We start from the raw sequence: 25,808 nt of genomic DNA on the forward strand, positions 1-25,808 counted from the left end.
TGCCGGCGCTTTCTTTATTTGATACATTTCCCTTCGTAATATCCCTTTTACAAACCTCCCTATAGTTTCTTCTTATCGTCGATTTTTTCTTATTTAACTGTCTTTTTTAATGCTTATAATGTGTTTTTTGTTTTAGGTCTTTAAATTACGATCTTTTCTCTTTGTATTTATCGATTGCGTTTTGTTGCTGATATTTTTATTACTCTATGGTTGGCTAAAATGAGGGGTGAAAATTAGAAAATCGTAATATTCGGCCGAAATGAGCATGAAAGTTGAACTTTTGAAGCTTTGATGGCGTAAATTGAATTAGTCCTTACAAATGTTTAATTTCTTTTGCGTTAAATGTTGACACGTATCACGCACATCACTAAAATACCGCCAATTTGTCTAATTTCCATAAACACGCAGTTTCTGGTGTTGCAGGAAGGTAGATTTGCAAATTAAATCAATTTTAATGCATTTTTATTTCTGGAGGTTGTCTTGAAGAAGTCAGCACTACTCGTCCTAGAAGATGGGACAGTATTTCACGGTGAAGCCATTGGCGCTGTAGGTTCTGCAGTTGGTGAAGTCGTTTTTAATACCTCGATGACGGGGTACCAAGAAATCCTCACTGATCCTTCCTATTCTCAACAAATCGTTACCCTTACTTACCCTCACATTGGCAATACCGGAACCAATTCCGAAGACGAAGAATCTTCTTCAATCCACGCTCAAGGCCTTGTGATTCGCGATCTCCCTCTAATCGCTTCTAACTTCCGTAATGAACAATCCCTTTCTGATTACCTTAAGTCGCAAAACGTTGTTGGTATCGCTGATATCGATACTCGTAAACTGACGCGTATTCTTCGTGAAAAAGGCGCTCAGAACGGTTGTATCGTAGCTGGCTCTTCAGTAAACAACGGAAACCTAGACGAAGCTTTGGCTCTAGCTAAAGCAAAAGAATTCCCTGGCCTGAAAGGTATGGACCTTGCGAAAGAAGTTACAACAAAAGAAGCGTATCAATGGAAACAAGGTTCGTGGACGCTTACGGGTGGACTTCCTGAAGCGAAAGCAGACTCTGAATTGCCATACCACGTTGTTGCTTATGACTTCGGTGCAAAACGAAACATCCTACGAATGCTTGTTGACCGCGGCTGCCGCCTAACGGTTGTTCCTGCTGAAACTTCTGCTGAAGAAGTACTAGCTCTGAACCCAGACGGTGTTTTCCTTTCAAATGGCCCTGGTGACCCAGAACCATGTACTTACGCAATTGAAGCGACAAAAGTGTTCCTAGAAAAAGGCTTACCAATCTTCGGTATTTGTCTAGGTCACCAGATTCTTGCTCTTGCGTCAGGCGCTAAGACAGTGAAGATGAAGTTTGGTCACCACGGTGCAAACCACCCGGTTAAAGATTTAGATCGTGATGTTGTGATGATTACTTCGCAAAACCACGGCTTTGCTGCTGACGAAGAAACCCTTCCAGAGACACTACGTGCAACGCACAAATCACTATTTGATGGTTCTCTACAAGGTATTCACCGTACAGACAAACCAGCATTCAGCTTCCAAGGTCACCCTGAAGCAAGCCCAGGTCCAGAAGACGCAGCGCCGTTATTCGACCACTTTATTGAACTAATCAAACAGCACACAGCGTAATTCGGAGTAGTAGACAATGCCAAAACGTACTGACATTAAAAGTATTCTTATTCTAGGTGCTGGCCCGATCGTTATCGGCCAAGCATGTGAGTTCGATTACTCTGGTGCTCAAGCTTGTAAAGCGCTTCGCGAAGAAGGTTACCGAGTTATTCTTGTAAACTCGAACCCAGCGACAATCATGACTGACCCAGATATGGCCGATGCAACTTACATCGAACCTATCCAATGGGAAGTTGTGCGTAACATCATCGCTAAAGAGAAGCCTGATGCAGTTCTACCTACTATGGGTGGCCAAACTGCATTGAACTGTGCTCTAGACCTAGAAAAGCACGGCGTTCTTGAAGAGTTCGGTGTTGAAATGATTGGTGCAACGGCTGATGCTATCGATAAAGCAGAAGACCGTTCACGCTTCGATAAAGCAATGAAAGCAATTGGCCTTGAATGTCCAACTGCTGATACAGCGAAAACGATGGAAGAAGCTTACAAAGTTTTAGACATGGTTGGCTTCCCTTGTATCATTCGTCCATCGTTCACGATGGGTGGTACTGGTGGCGGTATCGCTTACAACAAAGAAGAATTTGAAGAAATCTGTCGTCGTGGTTTGGACCTATCTCCAACTAATGAACTTCTTATCGATGAATCACTTATCGGTTGGAAAGAGTACGAGATGGAAGTGGTTCGTGACAAAAACGACAACTGCATCATCGTATGTGCGATTGAAAACTTCGACCCAATGGGTATTCACACAGGTGACTCAATCACTGTGGCTCCAGCTCAAACGCTGACAGATAAAGAATACCAACTAATGCGTAACGCATCTCTAGCAGTATTGCGTGAGATTGGTGTTGAAACAGGTGGTTCAAACGTACAGTTTGGTATCAACCCGAAAGATGGCCGTATGGTTATCATCGAGATGAACCCACGTGTATCTCGCTCTTCAGCACTAGCTTCTAAAGCAACAGGTTTCCCAATCGCTAAGATTGCAGCGAAACTGGCTGTTGGCTTCACGCTAGACGAGCTAATGAATGACATCACTGGCGGCGCAACTCCAGCATCATTCGAACCAACAATCGACTACGTAGTAACTAAGATTCCTCGTTTTAACTTCGAGAAATTTGCAGGTGCTAACGACCGTCTAACGACGCAAATGAAGTCTGTTGGTGAAGTTATGGCTATCGGCCGTAACCAACAAGAATCTCTACAAAAAGCACTTCGCGGCCTAGAAGTTGGCGCGACTGGTTTTGACGAAATGGTAGACCTAGATGCACCAGATGCTCTAACGACTATCCGTCACGAACTGAAAGAAGCTGGCGCAGAGCGTATTTGGTACATCGCTGACGCATTCCGTGCTGGTATGTCGGTAGATGGTGTATTCAACCTAACGCAAATCGACCGTTGGTTCCTAGTTCAAATCGAAGACATCGTTAAGCTAGAGCAGGAACTTAAAGCGAAAGGCTTTGCTGGTCTGAACAAAGACGAGCTAAACAAGCTTAAGCGTAAAGGTTTTGCTGATGCGCGCCTATCTAAGATTCTAGGTGTAGCGGAAAGCGAAATCCGTCGTCTGCGTGACCAATACGATATCCACCCAGTGTACAAGCGTGTAGATACATGTGCTGCTGAGTTCTCTTCTGATACAGCTTATATGTACTCTTCTTACGATGACGAGTGTGAAGCGAACCCAACAGACCAAGACAAGATCATGATTCTAGGCGGCGGTCCAAACCGTATCGGCCAAGGTATTGAATTTGACTACTGTTGTGTACATGCATCACTAGCACTACGTGAAGATGGCTACGAAACTATCATGGTTAACTGTAACCCTGAGACAGTTTCTACAGACTACGATACATCTGACCGTCTGTACTTCGAACCAGTAACTCTGGAAGATGTACTAGCAATCGCTCGTGTTGAGAAGCCAAAAGGCGTTATCGTTCAATACGGTGGTCAAACGCCACTTAAACTGGCTCGTGCTCTTGAAGCTGCTGGTGTACCAATCATCGGTACTAGCCCAGACGCAATCGACCGTGCAGAAGACCGTGAGCGTTTCCAAGTTGCTGTAGACCGCCTAGGCCTACTTCAGCCAGAGAACGCGACAGTAACAACGATGGAGCAAGCGGTTGAGAAATCTCGCGAAATCGGCTTCCCACTTGTTGTACGTCCTTCTTACGTACTTGGTGGTCGTGCGATGGAAATCGTATACGACGAGCAAGATCTACGTCGCTACTTCAACGAAGCGGTTAGCGTATCAAACGAATCTCCAGTACTACTTGATAGCTTCCTAGACGACGCTGTTGAAGTCGACGTTGATGCGATTTGTGACGGTGAACGCGTTGTTATCGGCGGTATCATGGAGCATATCGAGCAAGCGGGTGTTCACTCAGGTGACTCAGCATGTTCTCTTCCTGCATACACGCTAAGCCAAGAAATCCAAGACGTAATGCGCGAGCAAGTTGAAAAGCTAGCGTTCGAGTTGGGTGTGCGTGGTCTGATGAACACACAGTTTGCTGTTAAGAACAATGAAGTGTACCTAATCGAGGTTAACCCTCGTGCAGCACGTACGGTTCCATTCGTATCTAAAGCAACTGGCGCACCAATCGCTAAGATTGCCGCTCGTGTAATGGCAGGTCAATCTCTAGAGTCTCAAGGCTTTACGAAAGAAATCATCCCACCTTACTATTCAGTGAAAGAAGTTGTACTTCCATTCAACAAGTTCCCTGGTGTTGACCCACTGTTAGGCCCAGAAATGCGCTCTACTGGTGAAGTTATGGGTGTTGGCGCGACATTCGCAGAAGCATACTCTAAAGCTGAATTGGGTTGTGGTCACATCTACCCTGAAGGCGGTCGTGCATTGCTTTCTGTTCGCGAAGGCGACAAAGAGCGTGTTGTTGACCTAGCATCTAAGCTATCTAAGCTTGGTTACCAGCTAGACGCAACTCACGGTACTGCGGTTATCCTTGGTGAAGCGGGTATCAACCCACGTTTAGTAAACAAGGTACACGAAGGTCGTCCTCACATTCTTGACCGTATCAAGAATAACGAGTACACGTATATCGTGAACACTGCAGCTGGCCGTCAAGCGATTGAAGATTCTAAAGTTCTTCGTCGTGGAGCACTTGCTGAGAAAGTGAACTACACGACTACGCTAAACGCTGCATTCGCGACTTGTATGGCGCACACTGCAGACGCGAAAACTTCAGTAACTTCAGTTCAAGAGCTACACGCTCAGGTTAAAGCTTCTCAAGCTTAATCACCTAAAGTGTATCGCTGTTAAGCGGATATAAATGCTCAAAGCCCACTCTTCGGAGTTAACACTGATCATTTAAGCATTTTCCTGATCAGTTGAACGATCCTACAGATGGTTAACAATACCCTTAAGCACTTTTGTTTAAGGGTATTTTTTTATGCTGTCACACTGGTTAATCGATGTTGACGATTTTGCTAATCCAGAATCTCTTTCTTTGTTCCAAAAAGACCTTCCGCTAGATTGGATAAACCAAGCTTTATCTGAAACGAATAAAGCGAGTATGCGCCGTAGAAAGCTACCCGCAGAACTCGTTGTATGGTTAGTCGTTGGTATTGGTCTATATCGAGATAGACCGATTACCGATGTACTCGATAAGCTCGACCTCAAATTGTCTAATTCATTGGGTGAAACGATTGCACCTAGTGCAATTCCTCAGGCAAGAAAACGCCTCACCGCTAAGCCTTTAAAGTCATTATTCTCAATCACAGCAAAGCACTGGACACAGTCGGAAGATGCGGGTGATAAATGGAATGGTTTGAGCCTATTTTCAATCGATGGCACACAGTTTAGAACTCACGATAACCCAAGCTTAGCTGAGCATTATCAATATGTTTACTACCGAAAAGACAGGCACACTGAGTACCCAATCGTTCGAATGTGCGCACTCACATCACTACGGAGTCGCCTTATTCATGATGTGGCTTTTGGGGATAGTTCTAAAGGTGAAATCAGCTATGCAAAAGATTTAATTTCATCAGCAGTTCCGAATTCATTGACCATTTTTGACCGTTGCTACTTGAGCGCAGAACTAATGCTTAACTGGCAACAAGAGCATGGAACAAGCCACTGGATGACGCCAATAAAGTCAAATGTGAAATATGAAATCATCGAGCAGCTCGATGATGATGGGCGAGATCTGATTGTGGAGATGAAAGTCTCTCCCCAGGCTAGAAAACAAGCCCCGAGTCTCCCTGAAACGTGGAAAGCTAGGCTAACTCTATATCCCGATGACGTTGAACAGCAACCCAATCATATACAAGGGCTGCTAACTTCTCTAACAGATAGAAAATACAGTTTAAAATCATTATTAGATGTGTACTTCGAAAGGTGGGAAATCGAGAATAGCTATGGCGAGATTAAGCATGACATGCTTGGAGATGAAATCCTGCTCCGCAGTCAATCTGTAGAGGGTGTAGAGCAAGAGATATGGGGTATCCTTATCGCGTATAACTTAATCCGTCTGGAGATTAGCCGAATAGCAAAAGAGGCTGAAGTCTCGCCACTTAGGATAAGCTTTACGATGGCACTTCGAGATATTCAAGATGAGCTAATGTGGTGTGCTATCGCCTCCCCAGGTTCGGTTCCCAAAAAGCTGCGAGCAATGAGAGAGCGAGTGAAACGTTATATTTTGCCCGAAAAACAAAAACGGCCCAAAGATAGGACCGTTCGTTTTAGTAAGACTCGCTACACTGTGCTATCTAAACACCTTAAATGATAGGTGTTGACTCTTCGGAGTGGGCTTTTTTATGCCTATTAGATAGCATTAGTTAAATGATGAAAATTAGGAATAGGTTAGAATCTTGTGTTTCGTTATTGCTCGTCTGGCGTGAGTGGTAACTTGTCGCTACACAGGACTTTAAGGCGTTGGGTATATGGAAATCACTCTAGAAATATTGGCTATCTTGTTTGTTGTTGCAACGGCAGCAGGCTTTATTGATGCAATGGCTGGCGGCGGTGGGTTATTGACTCTACCGGCATTGCTAGCGGCTGGAGTTCCACCAACGCAGGCACTGGCAACCAATAAACTCCAAAGCTCCTTCGGCAGCTTCTCTGCGAGTTGGTATTTCGTGCGCAATGGTATCGTTAGTATTAAGGAGATGCGCCTCGCTATCTTTTGTACCTTTATTGGTTCTGCAATTGGTGCCGAGCTAGTCCAACACATTGATGCGAGCTTACTGACCAGTGTTATCCCGTTGCTGCTCATCGCTATCTCTCTCTATTTCCTGTTAGCCCCCCCAACTAGAGCATCTGAAGGAAAACAGAAGATCTCTGAGGCGATGTTTGCTCTGTGTGTTGGTGGCGGTGTGGGTTTCTATGATGGCTTTTTTGGCCCAGGAACAGGTTCTATCTTCACCGTCTGCTTTGTTGCGATTGGTCACTTCTCGTTAGTCGATGCAACGGCGCGCACTAAGGTACTTAACTTTACCTCGAATATCGCGGCCTTAATTTTCTTTATTTTGGCTGGTTTGCCAATTTGGGAGTTAGGATTAGTGATGGCGGTTGGTGGCTTTATGGGCGCTCAGCTTGGCGCTAAAGTAGTAGTGACAAAAGGGCAGAAATGGATTCGCCCTCTTGTGATCGTGATGTCGATGCTAATGGCGTCTAAACTGCTTTGGGAACAGCATCAACAATGGATTCTATCAGTGTTTTAACTCGCGGAGACTGGTAGCTATTCGGTCTGACACAGATATGAATTGGTCGAATTAAACCTGTTAATTCGTGGAAGCTAAACAGGTATTGAGACTTAATATTGAGTGTTTTTACGATAGAGAGCGGTATTAACGCTGGCCCAGTCCCGCCCAATGCAAGTTGCGCTGCTGCGGTGTAGGCATCCATCTCCATCAAGGGTTTAATTCCAAACTTTTCTAACACTGAGAGCTGATAAGAGTTGGCAGGGTTGGTCATATCGTTGGTAATCACCAATGGAGGAAGCTCCGTTAACGGCGACTTACTCACTATGTAAAACGGCTCATCAAATAGATGAAAGGTCATCAACCCATGATGCGGTGGCAACAAGCCAGCACACAACCCCAAGGTCGCCTTGCCAGATTGCACTCGCTCTATGATTCTTGGCGTGTGGTTGGTGGTTATGGTGATGTACTTATCTTGCTGGATAAATTGGCCCATCATCTCACCTAAATAACCGGCTATCAGAGACTTAGAGCTGTCTAGGGTGATGAGAGTGGTATCTTCCAACTCTTGCTGTTCATAAATAAGCCCGCGAAGTTCATTGAATGTAGGGCCAATACTCTCGATTAATGCAAGCGCATCTGGCGTGAGTTTTATCTGTCGGCCACTCGGCTCAATGAGCTTTTTACCTAGCTTCTTTTCTAAATTCGCAATCCGTTTACTGACCGCTGATTGGCTGATATAAAGCAAACTGCCTGTGCGGCTCATGGTCTTTGCTTTACTCAATACCAGTAGAGTTTCGATTCCTTCGAGTAGCATTGGGGTATATTCATGAAAGTTGGGAATGATTGAATCAAGTTACCTGAAACGACATTCATTCTCTAGTCTTGAGCTCATAGATATCAAACAAGCTAGGAGTTTTGAAGCTAGCCCGTCAGTTAATTAGTCAGTTACTTAGGTTCTCTTAACTAGGCTCGCGATGCGTTGGCCGAAATAGAAAGCAGTCTGAAGATCGTTGCTGTTGATGTGATTACTGGTGCTATCTGCCATCTCATCTTCACTGGCGACCAAACCAATGCTTGATCCTGTGCGATTCAAACCTAAGTTATCAATGTGCTTTGAGATATCAAGCCCTGCCCAAATCATGCCATGCTGACAAGCCAGAGTGAAAAAGCTCAACAAGGTTTGTTGTTGCTCACCGTTAAGGCTGCCGCCAGTGGTAAAGCCTGCTGCGAGTTTATTTCGCCACGCTTTCTTACAGTAGCTATCACTGCTTGCATCCATAAAACTCTTAAACTGCGCGGCTGGTGAACCCATGTAAGTCGGGGATCCAAAGATAATGGCGTCACAGTTATCTAATGACTTGAGCTTATCGTCATTGTCATACCTTCCTTCGACCACTTCAGAAGATAGCACTTCGACAAGGAGTACTGAGTTAGGTTGTTGAGTGTTAATACCTTCAGCGATTGTCTCTGCAACTTGCTTAGTTGCTCCATTCTTAGAGAAGAAAACAATGCCCACTTTACCAATACCCATCTTGAACTCCCGTTTGCCAATGTTAGTAAATAAAATCTTTTATAAATCTATTTGTTTATTAATATAGCCTGTGGACTAGATAAGTAAATAAAAAACATTACTAAATTGGTGGGCTAATGGACTAACTAAATTGAGTTTTAGGAAAGGAGGGGATCTTTGATGAGTGGAAATAGAGGGTATAGTGATTTGAAACCGGATCAAAAAAGGCTCCTTTACGGAGCCTTTCTCTTTGTAATGATAGCTTATTTGATGGCGAAAGTCGGCAATGATAAATGCCAGCGAATAGCGCCAAGTCTAATCAATAGTGTTGAAAACACGCCGGCCAGAAATGCAGTTTCTGAGTCGTGCCCCATACTGATCGCCATGGTGTGGAAAGCGCCACCAATGATACAAGCGGTCGCGTAGACTTCACTTCTTAGAATCATTGGCACTTCACGGGCAAGTACGTCACGGATAATACCGCCACCGCAGCCGGTGATGACACCCATGATGATAGCAACTAATGCAGAATCTTGATAAATCAGTGCTTTTTCTACACCAATGCCAACAAATACCGCTAAGCCTATCGCATCACATACTGGCAGGATCCACCAAGCCAGGCGTTTGGGGCGTCTTACTATAATCATGGTCAGCAAGCAGGTGGTGATGATGACCCAAAGATAGGTGGTGTCGGTGATCCAAAACACGGGAGTTGCACCCAGAGCCATGTCTCGAATTGTACCGCCACCAATTGCGGTTACACTGCCTAAAACGGCTACGCCAAAGGGGTCCATCTTAAGACGGCCAGCAACAAAAACGCCTGAGACGGCAAAGATGGCAGTGCCAAATAAATCGATAATATAAAGCAGCATGGAGTCCATGATACTGGTGCTCTTATGGTTAAAATTGTAGGGACAGGTCGGTGGCGAATTGTACGAAAAAACGCAGCAAATAGTTAGTGATTTTGCCTAGCTCTATCGAAGAAATCACACACTTGTTGGATCGTTTGCAAAGTTCTCGTTGTTGGGCGATTAATCCAGTCAGAATTGAGTGACCAAATCTGATTTTGAGCAACTGCTGGGATCTCATTTTGCCAAGTTTGCCACATGGTTCCATTCTCAATCGCGTGCTGAGACGTGAAGATCACTTGCGGTTTCCTTAATACAACTTGTTCAATACCAACTTGCGGATAGGGAGAGGCGCTGTCTTCAAAAATATTGTGGCCACCACAAAACTCAAACACCTCACTTGGCCAGTGCCCTTGAGCAACAGTGATGATCGGCTTCTCACTGAGTTGGTAGAAGTAGTTTACTGGCTCGGCATCTTTGTATTTTAGTCTCAACGCGTTGAGCTGCTCTCTGTATTGCTGAGCATTATTTTCGCCAATACTTGGATCGCTAGCGTATTGGCTCAGTTGTTCAATATTGGTTGCGATACTGTCTAGGCTTTTGGTCTTGGAGTAGTAAATATTAAAACCAAATTGCTCTAGTTTCGCGAGCTCTCTGGGCGGGTTTCCGGCTGGCCACGCAAGAATCAAATCAGGCTGAAGAGCGATGATCTTCTCAACCTTGATACCTTGATAGTTTGCCACTTTTTCAAGCTTATCGGCTTGTGGTGGGTAATCACTTCGTTCACTTACGGCAACAAGGCTGTTGCCTAAACCTGCGCTGTACGCGAGCTCAGTGGCATGAGGAGCAAGGCTGACCACGCGTTGAGCTGGCTGTACTTTTTCTTGAGTCCGTGGTGCTTCTTCTGCAAATGATAAAGGCAGCCATAAGCTGGAAGACAAAATAGTAAGGCTTGTAACAAGTGCTGAAGGTTTCACTCTAAATCCCTTGGTGAATAAATAGTAAGGCTAGGCTTTGTAAAAATATCCAGATAGCGATGCGACCAAAGAGTAGTTTCTGAACCTGAGACAGATGCAGAGCTGACGGTGCGATTCTTCCGCCTAATTTCGCGCGAATGGCTTTAGTGTTGTCGTAAATCGCAGGACCACCTAATGATAACTCCAGCTTGTTGCCAACGGCCGTGATCAACCAGGCAGGGCCGGGCAGTGGCCAAGAACGACTCTGAACTAACATCATCTTAAACGTGTGTGTGGCTTTATCACCACATACGATCATCAAAGCAAAAAAACGCATCGGTATAAATTCGAGAATCGCGACTATCTTGATCGCCGTTGAGCCGAACGGAGAAAATTGCTTGCGACTTGGCGACCAAGCTCGAGCTAATTCGACCACAAGGCGATACATTAACGCGGCGATTCCACCACCAATGGCGTACCAGAACAACACACAAACTACGTTACGAGCGTAGCCCATGATGATGGTTTCTGTGGCAGCTTTGCCTAGGCCAAGTGACGAAAGTGATTCAGTTTGACGATTGATAATCGGAGCCAGTAACTGACGAGCAGCAGCTTTATCTTCTCGGCCTAATGCTTTGATTAACTGATTTGCCAGCTTTTCATTATTGCGCCAATCAATTGCGAGTAATAACAGTGCTAATTCAAATAGTTGAGATTGCCAAACCAATGGTTGCAGTGCCAGAAGAATAACCAGAGTCGGCAGTACCATTAACCCCCAGGCTAATGTGCCTGAGATTAAACTTTGGGAATAGTTGTGGTTGTTATTAACCTTGCTTGCTAAAAGCTCAGCAAACTTATGCCATAAGGTCGTGGGGTGTGCGGCATGGGGGATAGGTAAAATTAAATGAAAAAGCAGTGCTCCCCACATCACAAGGAGCACGCCATTTGCAAATACCTGATCAAACAGTGTTTGCATGTCTAGTCGCTTACTTTAGTAGGGCAACCATCTTGATAACCATTTCAGAAGAGCTTTGCGCTGCTAGTGGCAGGAACTCTTCGAAGCTCATTGGTGATTCTTTGTCTGCAACATCAGAGATTGCACGAACAACCACGAATGGTACTTGGAATTGGTGACAAGCTTGAGCGATAGCCGATGCTTCCATCTCTACAGCAACAACAGATGGGAAGTGCTTGCGGATGAACTCTTGGCGTTCTGCTGTGCAAACAAATGCGTCGCCAGTACAGATAAGACCGCGAACGGCATGCTTGTCTTCCATTTGTGCTAGTGCTTGTTCAGCAACAGCCATCAGTTTGTCGTCAGCTTTGAACGCTGCAGGTTGACCTGCCATTTGGCCGATTTCGTAACCGAAAGCTGTAACGTCTGCATCGTGGTGTCGAACTTCAGTTGAGATAACCACATCGCCAAGGTTCAGTGTTGAATCAAAACCGCCAGCAGAGCCCGTGTTGAGAACGACATCTGGTTGGTATTCGCTTAGTAGGATTGAAGTACCAACAGCCGCTGCTACTTTACCAATGCCAGATTGAAGCAAAACAACGTCAACACCATTTAGCTGACCAGAGAAAAAGGTACAACCGCCTTTATTAACTTCAGTAATGTCTGAAATTGCTGCTTTTAGGATCGCAACTTCTTGCTCCATTGCGCCAATGATGCCGATTTTCATGTGTAGTCTCTTAATAAATAATATTTAAACAGTAGAGCGAAATTGTAGCATGGATAAGAAGTGTCGAGCGACTGCCCAGAGGCACTTCTCATCCGAATAGTAGCGATTTATCTGCGTATTCTTTTATCTATTTGATTAGGCCTTCGCTTTTCAAGCGAGCACGAAGTTGTTCAGCTCGTTTTCGGTTTACGCCAAAATCAGAATAGCCAGTACGAGACTCTGAACGCACGATCAATTTGCCATCGGTGATTTTAAGTTCTAAGTCATCGACAAAACGCATGATGCGAGAGGTGCATTCAACACGCAGATAATCTTCTGTTTTACTCGCGGTTTTCGATCCCGGTAAGGTTAGCGCAACCTGCTCAATCGCATCTAAGTTCGCTGAATCTGATAACTCAAACGCGGCCAATGCGTGCTGCTCACGGTCATCTTGAGTTGATACGCAGTTTGGTTTGTCTCCACAAGGTGATGAAGTTCTGTCTTTCATGTCCGTGATTCCTTGGCTGCAAGCGGTTAAAGTCAAAAGAGATAGAGAGAGGAGAGCGGCTTTTTTCATAGTGTTTCCTATGGCGTTGTTTTAGTTTTAATTGTAGTTATAGGTATTGGCTTGTTTGCGATTGTTTTACGTATTTTCGTTATGCTTGTGATAAACGTATCTAATTCAAAAAAGGATCCATCATTGGATCCTTTTTTTTATAGTAACGAACTGAGTAATAAAGGAAACCTTAGATTAATCACACTTCTAGGTAATCCAATATCCCTTCTGCGGCTTTACGGCCTTCATCGATAGCGGTCACCACTAAGTCAGATCCTCGAACCGCATCACCACCTGCAAAGATCTTGCTGTTGGTGGTTTGGTATTGAAACTCTTGTTTGTTAGGAGCCTTGATGCGACCCCACTGATCGAGCTCCACACCGAAAGGTTCTAGCCATTCCATCGCATGAGGTTGGAAACCAAATGCCATGATAACGGCATCTGCTTCAAGAACATGCTCACTACCTTCTACAGGTTCCGGGCGACGGCGACCTGCTTCATCAGGTTCACCCAAAGCGGTTTTCACGAATTTAACGCCAACCACATGACCAGCGTTGTTAAGCTCTAAGCCAATAGGTTGGAGGTTGAACTTGAACTTCACACCCTCTTCACGCGCATTCTTCACCTCACGGCGAGAGCCCGGCATATTGGCTTCATCTCGGCGGTAAGCACAGACAACATTAGCTGCATGTTGGCGAATCGAGGTTCGGACACAGTCCATCGCGGTATCACCACCACCAAGCACGACCACCTTCTTACCTTGCATGTCGATGAACGGAGTTGGGTTTTCTAAATCCATTACCTTGTAGGTGTTAGAGATTAGGAAAGGCAGGGCATCATAAACGCCCGGTGCATCTTCGTTGTCTAAACCTGCACGCATGTTTTTATAGGTACCGACACCTAAGAAGACAGCGTCGTAATCATCGACAAGTTGCTGAAGTTGAACATCTTTGCCAACTTCGGTATTCATTTGGAACTCAACGCCCATCTCGCTAAAGATGCGGCGACGATTTTCCATGATGCCTTTCTCAAGCTTGAACGAAGGAATACCAAACGTCAGTAGGCCACCGATCTCTGGGTAACGGTCAAACACAACAGCTTTCACGCCATTGCGAACTAGGATATCAGCCGCCGCTAGACCTGCTGGCCCCGCACCGATGATGGCGACCTTTTTATCAGTCCACTCAACGTGAGACATGTCTGGCTTCCAACCCATCTCAAAGGCTTTATCAGTAATGTACTTTTCAATATTGCCGATGGTTACCGCACCAAAATCATCATTGAGGGTACAAGAACCTTCACACAGTCGGTCTTGAGGACAAACTCGTCCGCAAACCTCAGGCAAGCTGTTGGTTTGATGGGACAGTTCAGCGGCTTCGATAATGCGTCCTTCATTGGCAAGCTTAAGCCACTGAGGGATGTAGTTATGGACTGGACATTTCCATTCACAGTAAGGATTACCACAGTCTAGACAGCGGTCAGCTTGCGCCTTGGCTTGTTGCTTAGTGAAAGGTTCGTAGATCTCTACAAACTCAATCTTACGTATCTTGATTGGTTTCTTCGCTGGGTCTACGCGATTCACATCAATAAATTGGTATACATTCTGGCTCATTATTGGCTCCTTCCAATTATTGCGCTTGAACACGAAGTTCAGCTGAGCTGCGGCTTTGGTGGCCGAGCAAGGTGTTCAGATCCGCCGTCTTTGGCTTCACTAGGTAGAACTTCGGAATCCATTCATCAAAGTTCGCCAGAATAGCTTCAGCGTGTACTGAGCCAGTCTCTTCTAAGTGTTCAGCAATTAAGCCACGCAGATGTTCTTGGTGGATAAATAAATCAGACAGAGAAAGCGCTTCGACCGATTCGTTGTTCACACGGCCTTGGAAGTCTTCATTCTTATCCATCACATAAGCAAAACCACCCGTCATACCGGCACCGAAGTTCACTCCGGTTGCGCCAAGAATGGCAACAATACCGCCTGTCATGTATTCACAAGCGTTGTCACCTGCACCTTCAATCACCGCAACGGTACCTGAGTTACGTACGCCAAATCGCTCGCCGGCAGTACCCGCAGCGAACAGCTTGCCTCCGGTTGCGCCATACAAGCAGGTATTGCCGATGATGGTCGCTTCGTTACAAGTAAACGCTGTGCCTTGGTGAGGTTTGATCACTACTTTGCCGCCCGCCATGCCTTTGCCGACATAGTCATTGGCATCACCCGTCAGATACAGCTCTACGCCGCCAGCGTTCCAAACCGCAAAGGATTGGCCTGCGGTACCATCGAGATACAACTTAATGGGTGAGCCTGCCATGCCTTGGTTACCGTAACGTTTGGCAATTTCGCCAGAGATTCGAGCACCAATCGAGCGATCGGTATTGATCACGTTGTAGTAAAGGCTGGTGGATTGACGTTTCTCAATCGCATCGATTGCATCATCAAGGATCTGTTGGTTGAGTTGAGCCTTATCAAAGGGTGCGTTTGGCTCTGTCCAAAATAATGGATGACCTTCAGCAGATACCGGAGCTTCCAATATCGAAGAGAGATCGAGCTTGCTCTGTTTCGCCGTGAGGCCTTGAACGGCTTCAAGCAAATCAGTACGACCAATCAGATCAGTAAGTTTCTCTACGCCAAGTTCTGCAAGGTACTGGCGAACTTCATCGGCTAGGCCAGTAAAGTAGTTCACCACCATGTCTGGCAGGCCTTTGAAGTATTCACGGCGTAGCGTTTCATCTTGAGTCGCAACACCCGTTGCACAGTTGTTTAGGTGACAAATTCGTAAGAACTTACAACCCATCGCGACCATTGGCGCAGTCCCGAAACCAAAGCTTTCAGCACCGAGAATCGCGCCTTTAATCACATCAAGGCCAGTTTTCAGACCACCATCGACTTGCAGACGGATCTTATGACGAAGCCCGTTAGCAACCAATGCTTGCTGGGTTTCCGCGAGCCCTAGCTCCCAAGGACAGCCAGCGTATTTCACCGAAGTCAGTGGGCTTGCCGCGGTACCGCCGTCGTAACCTGAAATGGTGATCAGATCCGCATAGGCTTTTGCCACACCTGTTGCAATCGTGCCGACACCCGGTTCGGATACTAACTTCACTGAAACTAAGGCTTTAGGATTCACTTGTTTAAGGTCGAAAATCAGCTGTGCCAAATCTTCGATGGAATAGATATCGTGATGTGGAGGAGGGGAAATCAGCGTGACCCCTTGAACTGAGTATCTCAGTTTGGCGATTTCTGCCGTGACTTTATGACCTGGCAGCTGACCACCTTCACCGGGTTTCGCACCTTGCGCGACCTTGATTTGCAGAACATCTGCATTGGTTAAGTAATGCGGTGTTACGCCAAATCGACCAGACGCAATCTGCTTGATGCGCGAGTTGCGGTCAGTCCCAAAGCGTCGTGGGTCTTCACCACCTTCACCAGAGTTGGAGTAGCCTCCTAATCGGTTCATCGCCATAGCCAGTGCTTCATGAGCTTCTGGGCTCAAAGCTCCAATCGACATCGCAGCCGAGTCAAAGCGCTTAAACAGATCGCTACTTGGCTCTACTTGCTCAAGTGTTAGTGGTTTATCGGCTTTTTTCAGGCTCATTAAGTCACGTAACATTGCCGCAGGGCGAGCATTTACCTGTTTAGCAAAAGATAGGTAATCCGAAGTTTCGCCAGTTTTAACTGCGGTTTGCAGTGTGCCAACTACATCTGGGTTGTAGGCGTGATATTCACCGCCATGGACGTATTTCAGTAAACCGCCGTGTTCGATCGGTTTGCGCTTAGTCCACGCTTTACGAGATAAGTTATAGATATCTTGTTGGAAATCGCTAAAGCTTGCGCCTTGGATTCGTGTGGTAACTCCGCGGAAACAGAGCTTAACAACATCGGAATGTAGGCCAACGGCTTCGAAAAGTTGCGAACAACGATATGAAGCAATCGTAGAAATGCCCATCTTCGACATGATCTTATACAGACCTTTGTTGATGCCGTTTTGGTAGTTCTGCATCGCGGTACGATAGTCTTTATCTAAAGAACCATCATCCAACATTTTACCTAACGCTTCATAAGCAAGGTATGGATAAACCGCGGTCGCACCGAAGCCAAGTAGAACTGCGAACTGATGTGGGTCACGAGCAGTGGCTGTCTCAACCACGATGTTGGCATCACAACGCAGGTTAGTATCAGCAAGCCTTGTTTGAACCGCGCCAACCACCATGGCTGCAGGGATCGGTAGTTTGCCTTTTTCTAAACCTTTGTCCGATAGCACAACTAAAACCGCACCCTCACGGACTTCTTGTTCTGCGCTATCACATACCGCTTTGATCGCTTGTTCGAGATCTTGATGATTCGGGTCGTAGTGCATGCTGAGAATGACATGACGGTAATGTTTCTGACTTAACTGCAGAAGCTGTTGCATGTCTGAGTAAAGCAGTACTGGTGAATCAAACGTCACACGATAGGCGTGACCGTCTGTTTCACAGAACACGTTCATCTCTTTACCGATACTGGTCGCCAAAGACATCACGTGTTTTTCACGCAATGGATCAATCGGAGGGTTGGTGACCTGTGCAAACTTCTGACGGAAGTAATCAGTAACCAGACGCTCTTTTGAAGAGAGAACAGCCATCGGAGTATCATCGCCCATTGAGCCTACTGCTTCTTGCCCCATATCACCAAGTACACGCAGTACTTGGTCGGACTCCTCGTTGCTCATCGCAAACTGTTTTTGGTAGGTCTTGAGCGTGTCATCGTCAAAGCTACGCTTACCGACTTGGTCATCTTGCAACGCAGAAAATGGCGTTAATTTGTGAACATTCTTTTCCATCCACTCTTTATATGGGTGGCGGCTTTTGAGGTCATTATCGATTTCATTAGATTGCCACAGTTTGCCGCGGCGAGTATCTATCACCAGTAACTCACCTGGACCAACACGACCTTTTTCTGCAACTTCATCCGGTGCGTAGTTCCAGATACCGACCTCAGATGCCAGTGTGATTAGATTGTCTTTGGTAATCACATAACGCGCTGGTCGCAGGCCATTTCTATCAAGGTTACATGCGGCGTAACGACCATCAGAAAGTACGATGCCAGCAGGGCCATCCCACGGTTCCATGTGCTTGGAGTTGAAGTCGTAAAAGGCACGCAGATCTGGGTCCATGTCTGGGTGATTTTGCCAAGCGGGCGGCACAAGCATGCGCATCGCTCGGAACACATCCATACCACCGGCAAGGAACAGGTCGAGCATGTTATCTAGGCTTGATGAATCTGAGCCTGTCTCATTCACAAAGGGTGCAGCCGTTTGTAAGTCGGGCAGCAACGGTGAAGAGAATTTATAGGCACGAGCCTTGGCCCATTGGCGGTTACCTTCGATGGTATTGATCTCACCATTGTGCGCCAAATAGCGGAATGGTTGAGCCAGTGGCCAGCGTGGTTGTGTGTTAGTTGAGAAACGCTGGTGGAACAGACATATTGCCGATTCCATACGTAAGTCTGCAAGATCGAGGTAAAATCGCGGAAGATCGGCGGGCATACACAGACCTTTGTAGACCATTACTTGTGTTGAAAGGCTACAAATATAGAAATCTTTGTCTTCGGTGATCTGCTTTTCAATTCTGCGACGAGCAATGTATAGGCGGCGTTCGATATCACGCTCACGCCAGCCTGCAGGTGCTGAGATAAACACCTGTTGAATGTTGGGAACCGAGTCTTTCGCGATGGGACCCAAAACTTCGGTGTTAGTCGGCACGACACGCCAACCTGCAACGGTGAGTGTCTCTTGAGCGAGCTCTTTATTGACGATGTCTTGTGCTGATTGCGCTTTGATTGGGTCTTGGCTGAAAAAAATCATGCCGACAGCGTATTGCTTGCCGAGCTTGAAGTTATTCTCTTCTGCAATAATTCTGAGATAAGAGTCTGGTTTCTGTAGCAATAAGCCACAGCCATCCCCGGTTTTACCATCCGCAGCGATACCACCACGGTGTGTCATGCGATCTAGGGCTGAAATAGCAGTTCTTACCAACTTATGACTAGGTTGGCCTTCCATTTGCGCTATTAAACCAAATCCACAGTTGTCTTTTTCAAGACTAGGATCATATAGAGCCATTGCAATTCTCCCTTTTGCTTCTCTGTCATCCAGACAGTAAATGACTAACTATTCATATACTTGTTGTTTTTTATAAACTGATAGTTTGCTTTAGCCAGTTAAAACGTTATTGGTTGTGTTAACAAAACCTATTGGTTTTATTTTCACCAGCTTTACAACGTATAGCTAATTGTGTTTAAGGTCAAGTTCATGGTTAATTATCATGCATAAACGCGATTAGCCACTTAATAATCTAAAATAGTCGATGGATATCAATGAGATATGTAAGGTGGATGTTAACGAGATTTAACATGTACAACAGGGTGATTTTGAAAACGACAAATGCCAGATAGAAAAAAGGCTAGCATCGAGTGCTAGCCAAATATAAAAGTTAGGAAGGGTGTTGCTTTTCCTCTAGGCTAACGTCATTGACGCTAGCCTGAGAAATATTATGCGGAAAGCATGAGTGAATCAGCTTTCGCTTCTAAGTTTGAGTTACCCATTAAGAAGTCATCAATGGCAATTGCACATTCACGACCTTCATTAATACAACGTACAACTAGAGATTGACCAGTACGCATATCACCAGCAGCGAAAACACCTTTCTGGTTCGTTGCAAAACCTTCAGAAGCAACGTTACCGCGCTCGTCCAGTTTAATGTCTAGTTGAGCAAGCACACCGGTTGGCTCTGGGTGTAAGAAGCCCATTGCTAGGAATGCCATGTCACAAGGAATAACACGTTCAGAGTTCGCGACTTCATCAAAGCCTGGACGCTCACCCGGTTTCGCATCTTGCCAAACGATGTCAGCAATACGCAGACCCGTCACTTGACCTTGCTCGTTACCGATGAACTCTTTGGTTAAGATGTTCCAGTGACGTTCACAACCTTCTTCGTGAGAAGTGGTGGTTTTCATGATCATTGGGTATTGAGGCCAAGGCATGTTTGCAGGGCGCTTCTCTGGTGGGATCGGCATGATCTCAACCTGAGTAATACTTGCTGCCTTATGACGGTTTGATGTGCCCACACAGTCAGAACCAGTATCACCACCACCGATAACCACAATGTGCTTATCTTTAGCGTGAATCTCTTCTGTCTTAAGGTCTAAGTCGTTAGCACGGCGGTTGTTTTGACCAAGGAATTCCATGGCAAAGTGAACGCCTTCCAGCTCACGACCTGGGATTGGTAAGTCGCGTGGAACCGTAGAACCACCCGTTAGCAATACCACATCAAACTCTTGGCGTAACTGTTGAGCATTAACATCAACACCGATGTGTTGGTTAACTTTAAATTCAACGCCCGCTTCAGCCATTAGGTTGATCTTACGATCAATCACGTCCATACCCAGTTTGAAGTCTGGGATACCGAAGCGAAGTAGACCACCGACTTTCTCGTCACGTTCAAATACCGTTACCGAGTGACCAGCGCTGTTTAGCTGCTCCGCTGCGGCTAGGCCAGCAGGACCTGAACCGATAACTGCGACAGTTTTACCTGTGCGAGAGCGTGGTGTTTTAGGTTTTGCGTACCCTTCACGGTACGCAGTTTCAACAATCGTTTTCTCGATATTACAGATAGTGATTGGGTCTTGGTTGATACCAAGAACACAGGCACTTTCACAAGGAGCAGGACAAACACGACCTGTAAACTCAGGGAAGTTGTTGGTAGAGCTTAGAATGTTCCAAGCCTCTTCCCAGCTGTCACGGTAAACCGCATCATTGAATTCTGGGATGATGTTACCAATCGGACAGCCGTTGTGACAGAAAGGTACGCCACAGTCCATACAACGAGAGGCTTGAGTATTGATCTTTTCACCAAACTCTTCGTTAAGTACGAACTCTTTGTTGTCTTCAATTCGAACTGACGGGTCGAGCTTCTTTGGAAGCTCACGACCGTGTTCTAAAAATCCAGTAGGCTTACCCATTATACTGCCTCCACTTCTTCCGTTTGTGCCTGTTGTGCTTCAGCTTTACGCTTTTCAAGAACCGCTTTGTAGTCGCGTGGCATTACTTTAACTAGCGATGCAACACTTGCTTCAAAGTTGTCTAGGAAAGACTGAGCAACTTCACTTCCTGTGAATTCAACATGCTTAGTTAGCATATCTAGTAGAAGATCTTTATCTTCTTGTTCAATTGGATCTAGGTCTACAAGTTCAGAGTTAAGCTTGGTCTCGAAGTCACCTGCTTTATCCCAAACATAAGCCACACCGCCACTCATACCAGCAGCAAAGTTGCGACCTGTTGAGCCAAGGATAATTGCGACACCGCCAGTCATGTATTCACAACCGTGGTCACCAACGCCTTCAACAACAACCTTCGCGCCAGAGTTACGAACACAGAAACGTTCGCCAGCCATACCACGAATGAAAGATTCACCTGAAGTCGCACCGTAGAAACATACGTTACCTACCACGATGTTGTCTTCAGCAACGATAGTCGATTTCGCATCTGGGTACAGTACCAAAGTACCGCCAGACAGACCTTTACCCCAGTAATCGTTCGCGTCGCCTTCTACTTCGAACTTAACGCCTTTCGCAAGGAACGCACCGAAAGATTGGCCAGCACTACCGTGGAACTTAACGTTCATTGGTTGTGGTAAACCTTGGTCTTTGTAAACCTTCGAGATTTCGTTCGACAGCATGGTACCTGCAGAGCGGTCCGTGTTGATGATAGGGAAGCTCGCATTCACGGCTTCGCCTTTCTCAAGAGCTGGAATCGCAGCTTGAATCAACTTGCGGTCTAGAACGTCTTCTAGATTGTGGTTTTGTTGTGTCTGGTTGTAGATACCATCTTCTTCACGCGCCTGCTCGATGTGCAGTACAGGTGTTAGATCTAGGTTCTTGTACTTCCAGTGACCGATGTCATCACGAACTTTAAGTTTGTGCGATTGACCCACCATCTCATCGATAGAGCGGAAGCCAAGTTCAGCCATTACTTCACGCAGACCTTCAGCCATGTATTGGAAGAAAGTGACTACGTCTTCTACGCGGCCGTCGAAACGTTCACGCAGAGTCTTGTTCTGTGTAGCGATACCAACAGGACATGTATTCTTGTGACACTTACGCATCATGATACAGCCTTCAACCACTAGAGCTGCTGTTGCTACGCCCCATTCTTCAGCGCCAAGTAACGTTGCTACTGCAAGGTCACGTGGTGTTTTCATCTGACCATCAGACTGAACAACGATACGGTTACGTAGGCCGTTTTTCAGTAGCGTTTGGTGAGTTTCCGCTAGACCCAGCTCCCAAGGCAGACCTGTGTGACGGATAGAAGACATCGGAGATGCCCCCGTACCACCATCAAAACCTGCGATAAGTACTACGTCAGCTTTCGCTTTCGCTACACCAGATGCAATCGTACCTACGCCAGCTTCCGATACTAGCTTCACGTTGACACGGCCGTTACGGTTCGCGTTTTTCAGATCGTAGATCAGCTGAGCCAAATCTTCGATTGAGTAGATATCGTGGTGTGGCGGTGGAGAGATAAGACCTACGCCTGGAGTCGAGTGACGCGTTGCGCCGATCCAATCATCAACCTTATCACCAGGTAGTTGACCACCTTCGCCCGGTTTCGCACCTTGAGCCATCTTGATTTGTAGCTCATCAGCGTTAGATAGGTAGTAAGACGTTACACCAAAGCGACCAGAAGCCACCTGTTTGATTGCTGAACGTTCCCAGTCGCCGTTTTCTTTACGTTCGAAACGTGCTGGATCTTCACCACCTTCACCTGAGTTTGATTTCGCGCCAATGCGGTTCATCGCAACAGCCAGTGTTGAGTGAGCCTCATGCGAGATTGAACCAAAGCTCATTGCGCCGGTAGCGAAACGCTTAAGGATGTTCTCGATTGGTTCTACTTCTGCTAGAGGAATAGAGCCCGCAGGGTTCTTGATGAAATCCAGTTGGCTACGTAGCGTTGCTGCGTTGTCGCCTTGGTCATCAACTGCTTTTGCGTACTTCTTGAACTGGCCGTAATCTTTGTTACGCGTCGATTCTTGAAGTAGAGAAATCGTTTCAGGGTTGAATAGGTGCTTCTCACCACGTTGTTTCCATTGGTAAACACCACCAACATCAAGGATCTGAGCTGGGATTTCACGAGCTGGATAGCCAACACGGTGACGAACCAATACTTCTCGCGCGATATCGTCGATCGTTAGACCTTGGATACGAGAAACAGTACCTGTGAAGTATTTTTCAACCACTGATTTGCTAACACCAAGTGCTTCAAAGATTTGTGCACCGTGGTAAGACTGTAGCGTAGAGATCCCCATCTTAGAGAAGATCTTAAGTAGACCGCCGTTAACACCTTTACGGTAGTTATCGAATAACTCACGTGGGTGTACGTTTGGATCTAGCTTCTTCGTACGTTGTAGTTCAACAATCGTTTCAATAACTAGGTATGGGTTAACTGCGTTCGCACCGTAACCGATAAGCGTTGCAAAGTGGTGTGTCTCACGAGCGTCGCCGGTTTCAACAACGATGTCACACTTAGCACGTAGGCCTTTACGGATTAGGTGGTGGTGAACCGCGCCAACAGCCAGCATTGCTGGAATAGCAGCGTGGTTAGAGTTAACCGCACGGTCTGTCAGTAGGATGATAGAGTAGCCATCAATCACTGCGTCTTCTGCGTATTGGCAGATACGCTTAAGTGCGCGCTCTAACTTACCTTGGTCGCCATTTGCTTGGAATACGATATCCAGCGTCTTCGATTGAAGGTGCTCGTTATCGATTGCACGCAGTTTTTCTAACTCTGAGTTAGAAAGAACAGGAGACTCAAGTTCTACTTTTTGACAGTGTTCAGGTGTTTCAGCAAGTAAGTTCTGATCTTTACCTAGGTAAGTGTTCAGAGACATAACCATACGCTCACGAATCGGGTCGATCGGCGGGTTCGTTACTTGTGCAAACAACTGCTTAAAGTAGTTTGAAAGGTGCTGCGATTGATGAGACAGAATCGCTAGCGGCCAGTCAGCACCCATTGCAGAAAGTGGCTCGTAACCTGTTTTTGCAAGAGGGAGAATGATTTCGTTTACTTCTTCAGAGCTCACACCAAACGATTGCTGTTTGTGTAGCAGTTTCTCTGGAGAAGGTTGGTTAAATTCGTTGCTAGCATCCGGTAGCTTTTTCAAGCTCAGAAGATTCTCTTCAACCCATTTTTCGTAGGGTTGCGATTTAGCGATACCGTCTTTCACTTCTTCATCAGAAATGATGCGGCCTTGCTCAAGGTCAGCAACGAAGATACGACCAGGCTGTAGACGACCACGGTATTCAACGTTTTCTGGTGCGATTTCTACTACGCCAGATTCAGACGCCATTACTAGGAAGTCGTCTTTAGTTACTGTGTAGCGAGAAGGGCGCAGACCATTACGGTCAAGCGTTGCACCTACTTGAACACCATCAGTGAAGCAGACAGATGCTGGACCATCCCATGGTTCCATTACGTTCGCGTGGTACTGGTAGAACGCACGACGAGTTGGATCCATGTTTTTGTTTTCTTGCCATGCTTCAGGGATCATCATCATCAATGCGTGTGGCAGAGTACGACCAGACAGAACCAGAAGCTCAAGTGCCATATCGAAGTTTGATGAATCCGAACTACCTTCTTGACAGATAGGCAGTAGCATGTCGATTTCAGCTTGTGTGAACAGATCCGATTCAAGGATCGCTTCACGCGCTTTCATCCAGTTAAGGTTGCCGCGAACCGTATTGATTTCGCCATTATGCGCAATGTAACGGAAAGGCTGAGCTAGACGCCAACGTGGGAATGTATTGGTAGAGAAGCGAGAGTGTACCAGTGCTAGAGCTGTCACCATGGTTGGGTTTTGCAGATCTAGGAAGTACTGAGGAACTTGTTCAGTTGTGAGCTGACCTTTGTACACCAATGTCTTGTAAGACATAGAGTTGATGTAGAAGTCATCACCGATATTTGAAACGCTTTCTAGGCATACACGAACCGTGTAGTTACGTAGAACATACAGTTTACGCTCAAGCTCTTCTGGTGTGATACCAGGGCCGCCAGAAATAAATACGTGTTCAAATTGAGGTTCAGTGCTTAGTGGGTCAGCACCAATCATTGAATTGTCAGTTGGAAGTTCACGGTAACCGATAACTTCTAACTCTAGGCGCTGTGCATTGCGTTCTAGAATGTCACGACACTGTGCACGTTTGTGTTCATCTTTAGGGAAAAGTACAACACCAACACCATATTTTTCAAAAGATGGCAGCTTAATTCCAAGCTTTACGGCTTCTTCTAGTAAGAATTCGTGCGGCTTCTGTAGCAGGATACCTGCACCATCACCAGAACACGGATCGCAGCCTTGGCCGCCGCGGTGTTCCATACGTGCAAGCATATCGAGTGCTTGAGTTACTACATCATGAGATTTGCGATTCTTTAGATGCGCAACAAAACCGATACCACAAGCGTCATGCTCCAATTCAGGAGTATACAGACCCTGTGAGTTCTGCTCTTGATCTACCATAGATACATCCTTCCAGTTAAATCTAGGCGCAACTTATTTGTATAAAGTCAGCCTTGTCCTTTTATATTTATGGGTCTAAACCTGCCTATGCTGGCGGTTTGAATCCTTTCCGTATCTCGCAGGAAAAGTATTGCGAGAAAAACAATCCTTAGTGATACCTGTTTATTTTTAACCACAAACTAGTGGTTTATATAGGTGGGAGTTAGATATCACCGACTTATTAGCAAGTTTTCGTTGTAAGTAAATACTCAAAAATAGCCAATATGTGTAAGTATCCTACAATTTTGTCTAGGCGAATTGCAATGAAAGTTGACCCATGTAGACCATTTTTTTCGTTTTATTTTGAATTTAATGCCTAGCAAATGTGCAACATTAGGCAAATAGAGCCGATTTTTTGCATGTTTATTGATATTTGTTAGGTTGCTCGCAAAAAGCCTTGAGTAAACT

Annotated in this window: 15 protein-coding genes; 4 read left to right on the forward strand and 11 right to left on the reverse strand. The window is 46.0% G+C overall.

The features are described 5' to 3' along the window. The first annotated feature begins 480 nt into the window (after positions 1-480). The 4 genes from carA to AC3CH3_RS02475 all read left to right on the forward strand — a co-directional run bounded on the left by carA (position 481) and on the right by AC3CH3_RS02475 (position 7,311). Entirely contained in the window at positions 481-1,635 is a 1,155-nt protein-coding gene (gene carA, locus AC3CH3_RS02460) for a glutamine-hydrolyzing carbamoyl-phosphate synthase small subunit (RefSeq protein WP_488537662.1), read from the forward strand. Positions 1,636-1,651: 16 nt separating this feature from the next. Then, the gene (gene carB / locus AC3CH3_RS02465) at positions 1,652-4,882 is read left to right on the forward strand and encodes a carbamoyl-phosphate synthase large subunit (protein WP_488537663.1); all 3,231 of its coding nucleotides are present in this window, start codon (positions 1,652-1,654) and stop codon (positions 4,880-4,882) included. Positions 4,883-5,036: 154 nt separating this feature from the next. Further along, positions 5,037-6,374 carry an IS4 family transposase gene (locus AC3CH3_RS02470; protein ID WP_488537130.1) on the forward strand — a complete coding sequence of 446 codons (1,338 nt, stop codon included), beginning with the start codon at positions 5,037-5,039 and terminating at the stop codon, positions 6,372-6,374. A 157-nt stretch (positions 6,375-6,531) separates the two neighbouring features. Then, positions 6,532-7,311, forward strand: coding sequence for a TSUP family transporter (locus tag AC3CH3_RS02475; RefSeq protein ID WP_019825246.1), 780 nt, complete (start codon positions 6,532-6,534; stop codon positions 7,309-7,311). On the opposite strand, the gene AC3CH3_RS02480 is transcribed toward AC3CH3_RS02475, so the two are convergent. The 11 genes from AC3CH3_RS02480 to gltB (AC3CH3_RS02530) form a co-directional block, all read right to left on the reverse strand. Next, on the reverse strand, positions 7,262-8,107 hold the full coding sequence (locus tag AC3CH3_RS02480) for a LysR family transcriptional regulator (protein WP_019825244.1): 846 nt from the start codon (positions 8,105-8,107) through the stop codon (positions 7,262-7,264). The two genes, AC3CH3_RS02475 and AC3CH3_RS02480, sit on opposite strands and share 50 nt — an antisense overlap. Positions 8,108-8,242: 135 nt before the next feature. Continuing rightward, a complete protein-coding gene (locus AC3CH3_RS02485) occupies positions 8,243-8,824 on the reverse strand; it encodes a flavodoxin family protein (RefSeq protein WP_102478680.1) in 582 nt (193 codons plus the stop codon). A gap of 242 nt (positions 8,825-9,066) precedes the next feature. Continuing rightward, positions 9,067-9,684 (reverse strand): TRIC cation channel family protein, encoded by a 618-nt coding sequence (locus AC3CH3_RS02490; RefSeq protein WP_016789753.1) that lies wholly within the window; start codon positions 9,682-9,684, stop codon positions 9,067-9,069. 74 nt (positions 9,685-9,758) lie between these two features. Further along, positions 9,759-10,628 (reverse strand): vitamin B12 ABC transporter substrate-binding protein BtuF, encoded by an 870-nt coding sequence (gene btuF, locus AC3CH3_RS02495; protein ID WP_488537664.1) that lies wholly within the window; start codon positions 10,626-10,628, stop codon positions 9,759-9,761. A 1-nt stretch (position 10,629) separates the two neighbouring features. Beyond that, positions 10,630-11,583, reverse strand: coding sequence for a cobalamin biosynthesis family protein (locus tag AC3CH3_RS02500; RefSeq protein WP_019825236.1), 954 nt, complete (start codon positions 11,581-11,583; stop codon positions 10,630-10,632). A 10-nt stretch (positions 11,584-11,593) separates the two neighbouring features. After that, on the reverse strand, positions 11,594-12,289 hold the full coding sequence (gene mtnN, locus AC3CH3_RS02505; protein WP_012603226.1) for a 5'-methylthioadenosine/S-adenosylhomocysteine nucleosidase: 696 nt from the start codon (positions 12,287-12,289) through the stop codon (positions 11,594-11,596). 127 nt (positions 12,290-12,416) lie between these two features. Continuing rightward, positions 12,417-12,845 (reverse strand): DUF1499 domain-containing protein, encoded by a 429-nt coding sequence (locus AC3CH3_RS02510; RefSeq protein ID WP_019825232.1) that lies wholly within the window; start codon positions 12,843-12,845, stop codon positions 12,417-12,419. A 178-nt stretch (positions 12,846-13,023) separates the two neighbouring features. Continuing rightward, entirely contained in the window at positions 13,024-14,436 is a 1,413-nt protein-coding gene (locus tag AC3CH3_RS02515) for an FAD-dependent oxidoreductase (protein ID WP_488537665.1), read from the reverse strand. Between the two features lie 16 nt (positions 14,437-14,452). Continuing rightward, positions 14,453-18,916, reverse strand: coding sequence for a glutamate synthase large subunit (gltB, locus tag AC3CH3_RS02520; protein WP_488537666.1), 4,464 nt, complete (start codon positions 18,914-18,916; stop codon positions 14,453-14,455). A gap of 428 nt (positions 18,917-19,344) precedes the next feature. Then, positions 19,345-20,814 carry a glutamate synthase subunit beta gene (locus AC3CH3_RS02525; protein WP_048614978.1) on the reverse strand — a complete coding sequence of 490 codons (1,470 nt, stop codon included), beginning with the start codon at positions 20,812-20,814 and terminating at the stop codon, positions 19,345-19,347. Next, on the reverse strand, positions 20,814-25,361 hold the full coding sequence (gltB, locus tag AC3CH3_RS02530; RefSeq protein WP_488537667.1) for a glutamate synthase large subunit: 4,548 nt from the start codon (positions 25,359-25,361) through the stop codon (positions 20,814-20,816). Before gltB (AC3CH3_RS02530) ends, AC3CH3_RS02525 begins: the two co-directional genes overlap by 1 nt. Positions 25,362-25,808: the final 447 nt, after the last annotated feature.

The organism is Vibrio sp. QJM3NY_35 (genome assembly GCF_057785915.1).

Coding starts and splice junctions, on each gene's coding strand:
- carB (WP_488537663.1), top strand. CDS start 1,652: ATGCCAAAACGTACTGACATTAAAAGTATTCTTATTCTAGGTGCTGGC.
- AC3CH3_RS02470 (WP_488537130.1), top strand. CDS start 5,037: ATGCTGTCACACTGGTTAATCGATGTTGACGATTTTGCTAATCCAGAA.
- AC3CH3_RS02475 (WP_019825246.1), top strand. CDS start 6,532: ATGGAAATCACTCTAGAAATATTGGCTATCTTGTTTGTTGTTGCAACG.
- AC3CH3_RS02480 (WP_019825244.1), bottom strand. CDS start 8,107: ATGCTACTCGAAGGAATCGAAACTCTACTGGTATTGAGTAAAGCAAAG.
- AC3CH3_RS02485 (WP_102478680.1), bottom strand. CDS start 8,824: ATGGGTATTGGTAAAGTGGGCATTGTTTTCTTCTCTAAGAATGGAGCA.
- AC3CH3_RS02490 (WP_016789753.1), bottom strand. CDS start 9,684: ATGGACTCCATGCTGCTTTATATTATCGATTTATTTGGCACTGCCATC.
- AC3CH3_RS02500 (WP_019825236.1), bottom strand. CDS start 11,583: ATGCAAACACTGTTTGATCAGGTATTTGCAAATGGCGTGCTCCTTGTG.
- mtnN (WP_012603226.1), bottom strand. CDS start 12,289: ATGAAAATCGGCATCATTGGCGCAATGGAGCAAGAAGTTGCGATCCTA.
- AC3CH3_RS02510 (WP_019825232.1), bottom strand. CDS start 12,845: ATGAAAAAAGCCGCTCTCCTCTCTCTATCTCTTTTGACTTTAACCGCT.
- AC3CH3_RS02515 (WP_488537665.1), bottom strand. CDS start 14,436: ATGAGCCAGAATGTATACCAATTTATTGATGTGAATCGCGTAGACCCA.
- gltB (WP_488537666.1), bottom strand. CDS start 18,916: ATGGCTCTATATGATCCTAGTCTTGAAAAAGACAACTGTGGATTTGGT.
- AC3CH3_RS02525 (WP_048614978.1), bottom strand. CDS start 20,814: ATGGGTAAGCCTACTGGATTTTTAGAACACGGTCGTGAGCTTCCAAAG.
- gltB (WP_488537667.1), bottom strand. CDS start 25,361: ATGGTAGATCAAGAGCAGAACTCACAGGGTCTGTATACTCCTGAATTG.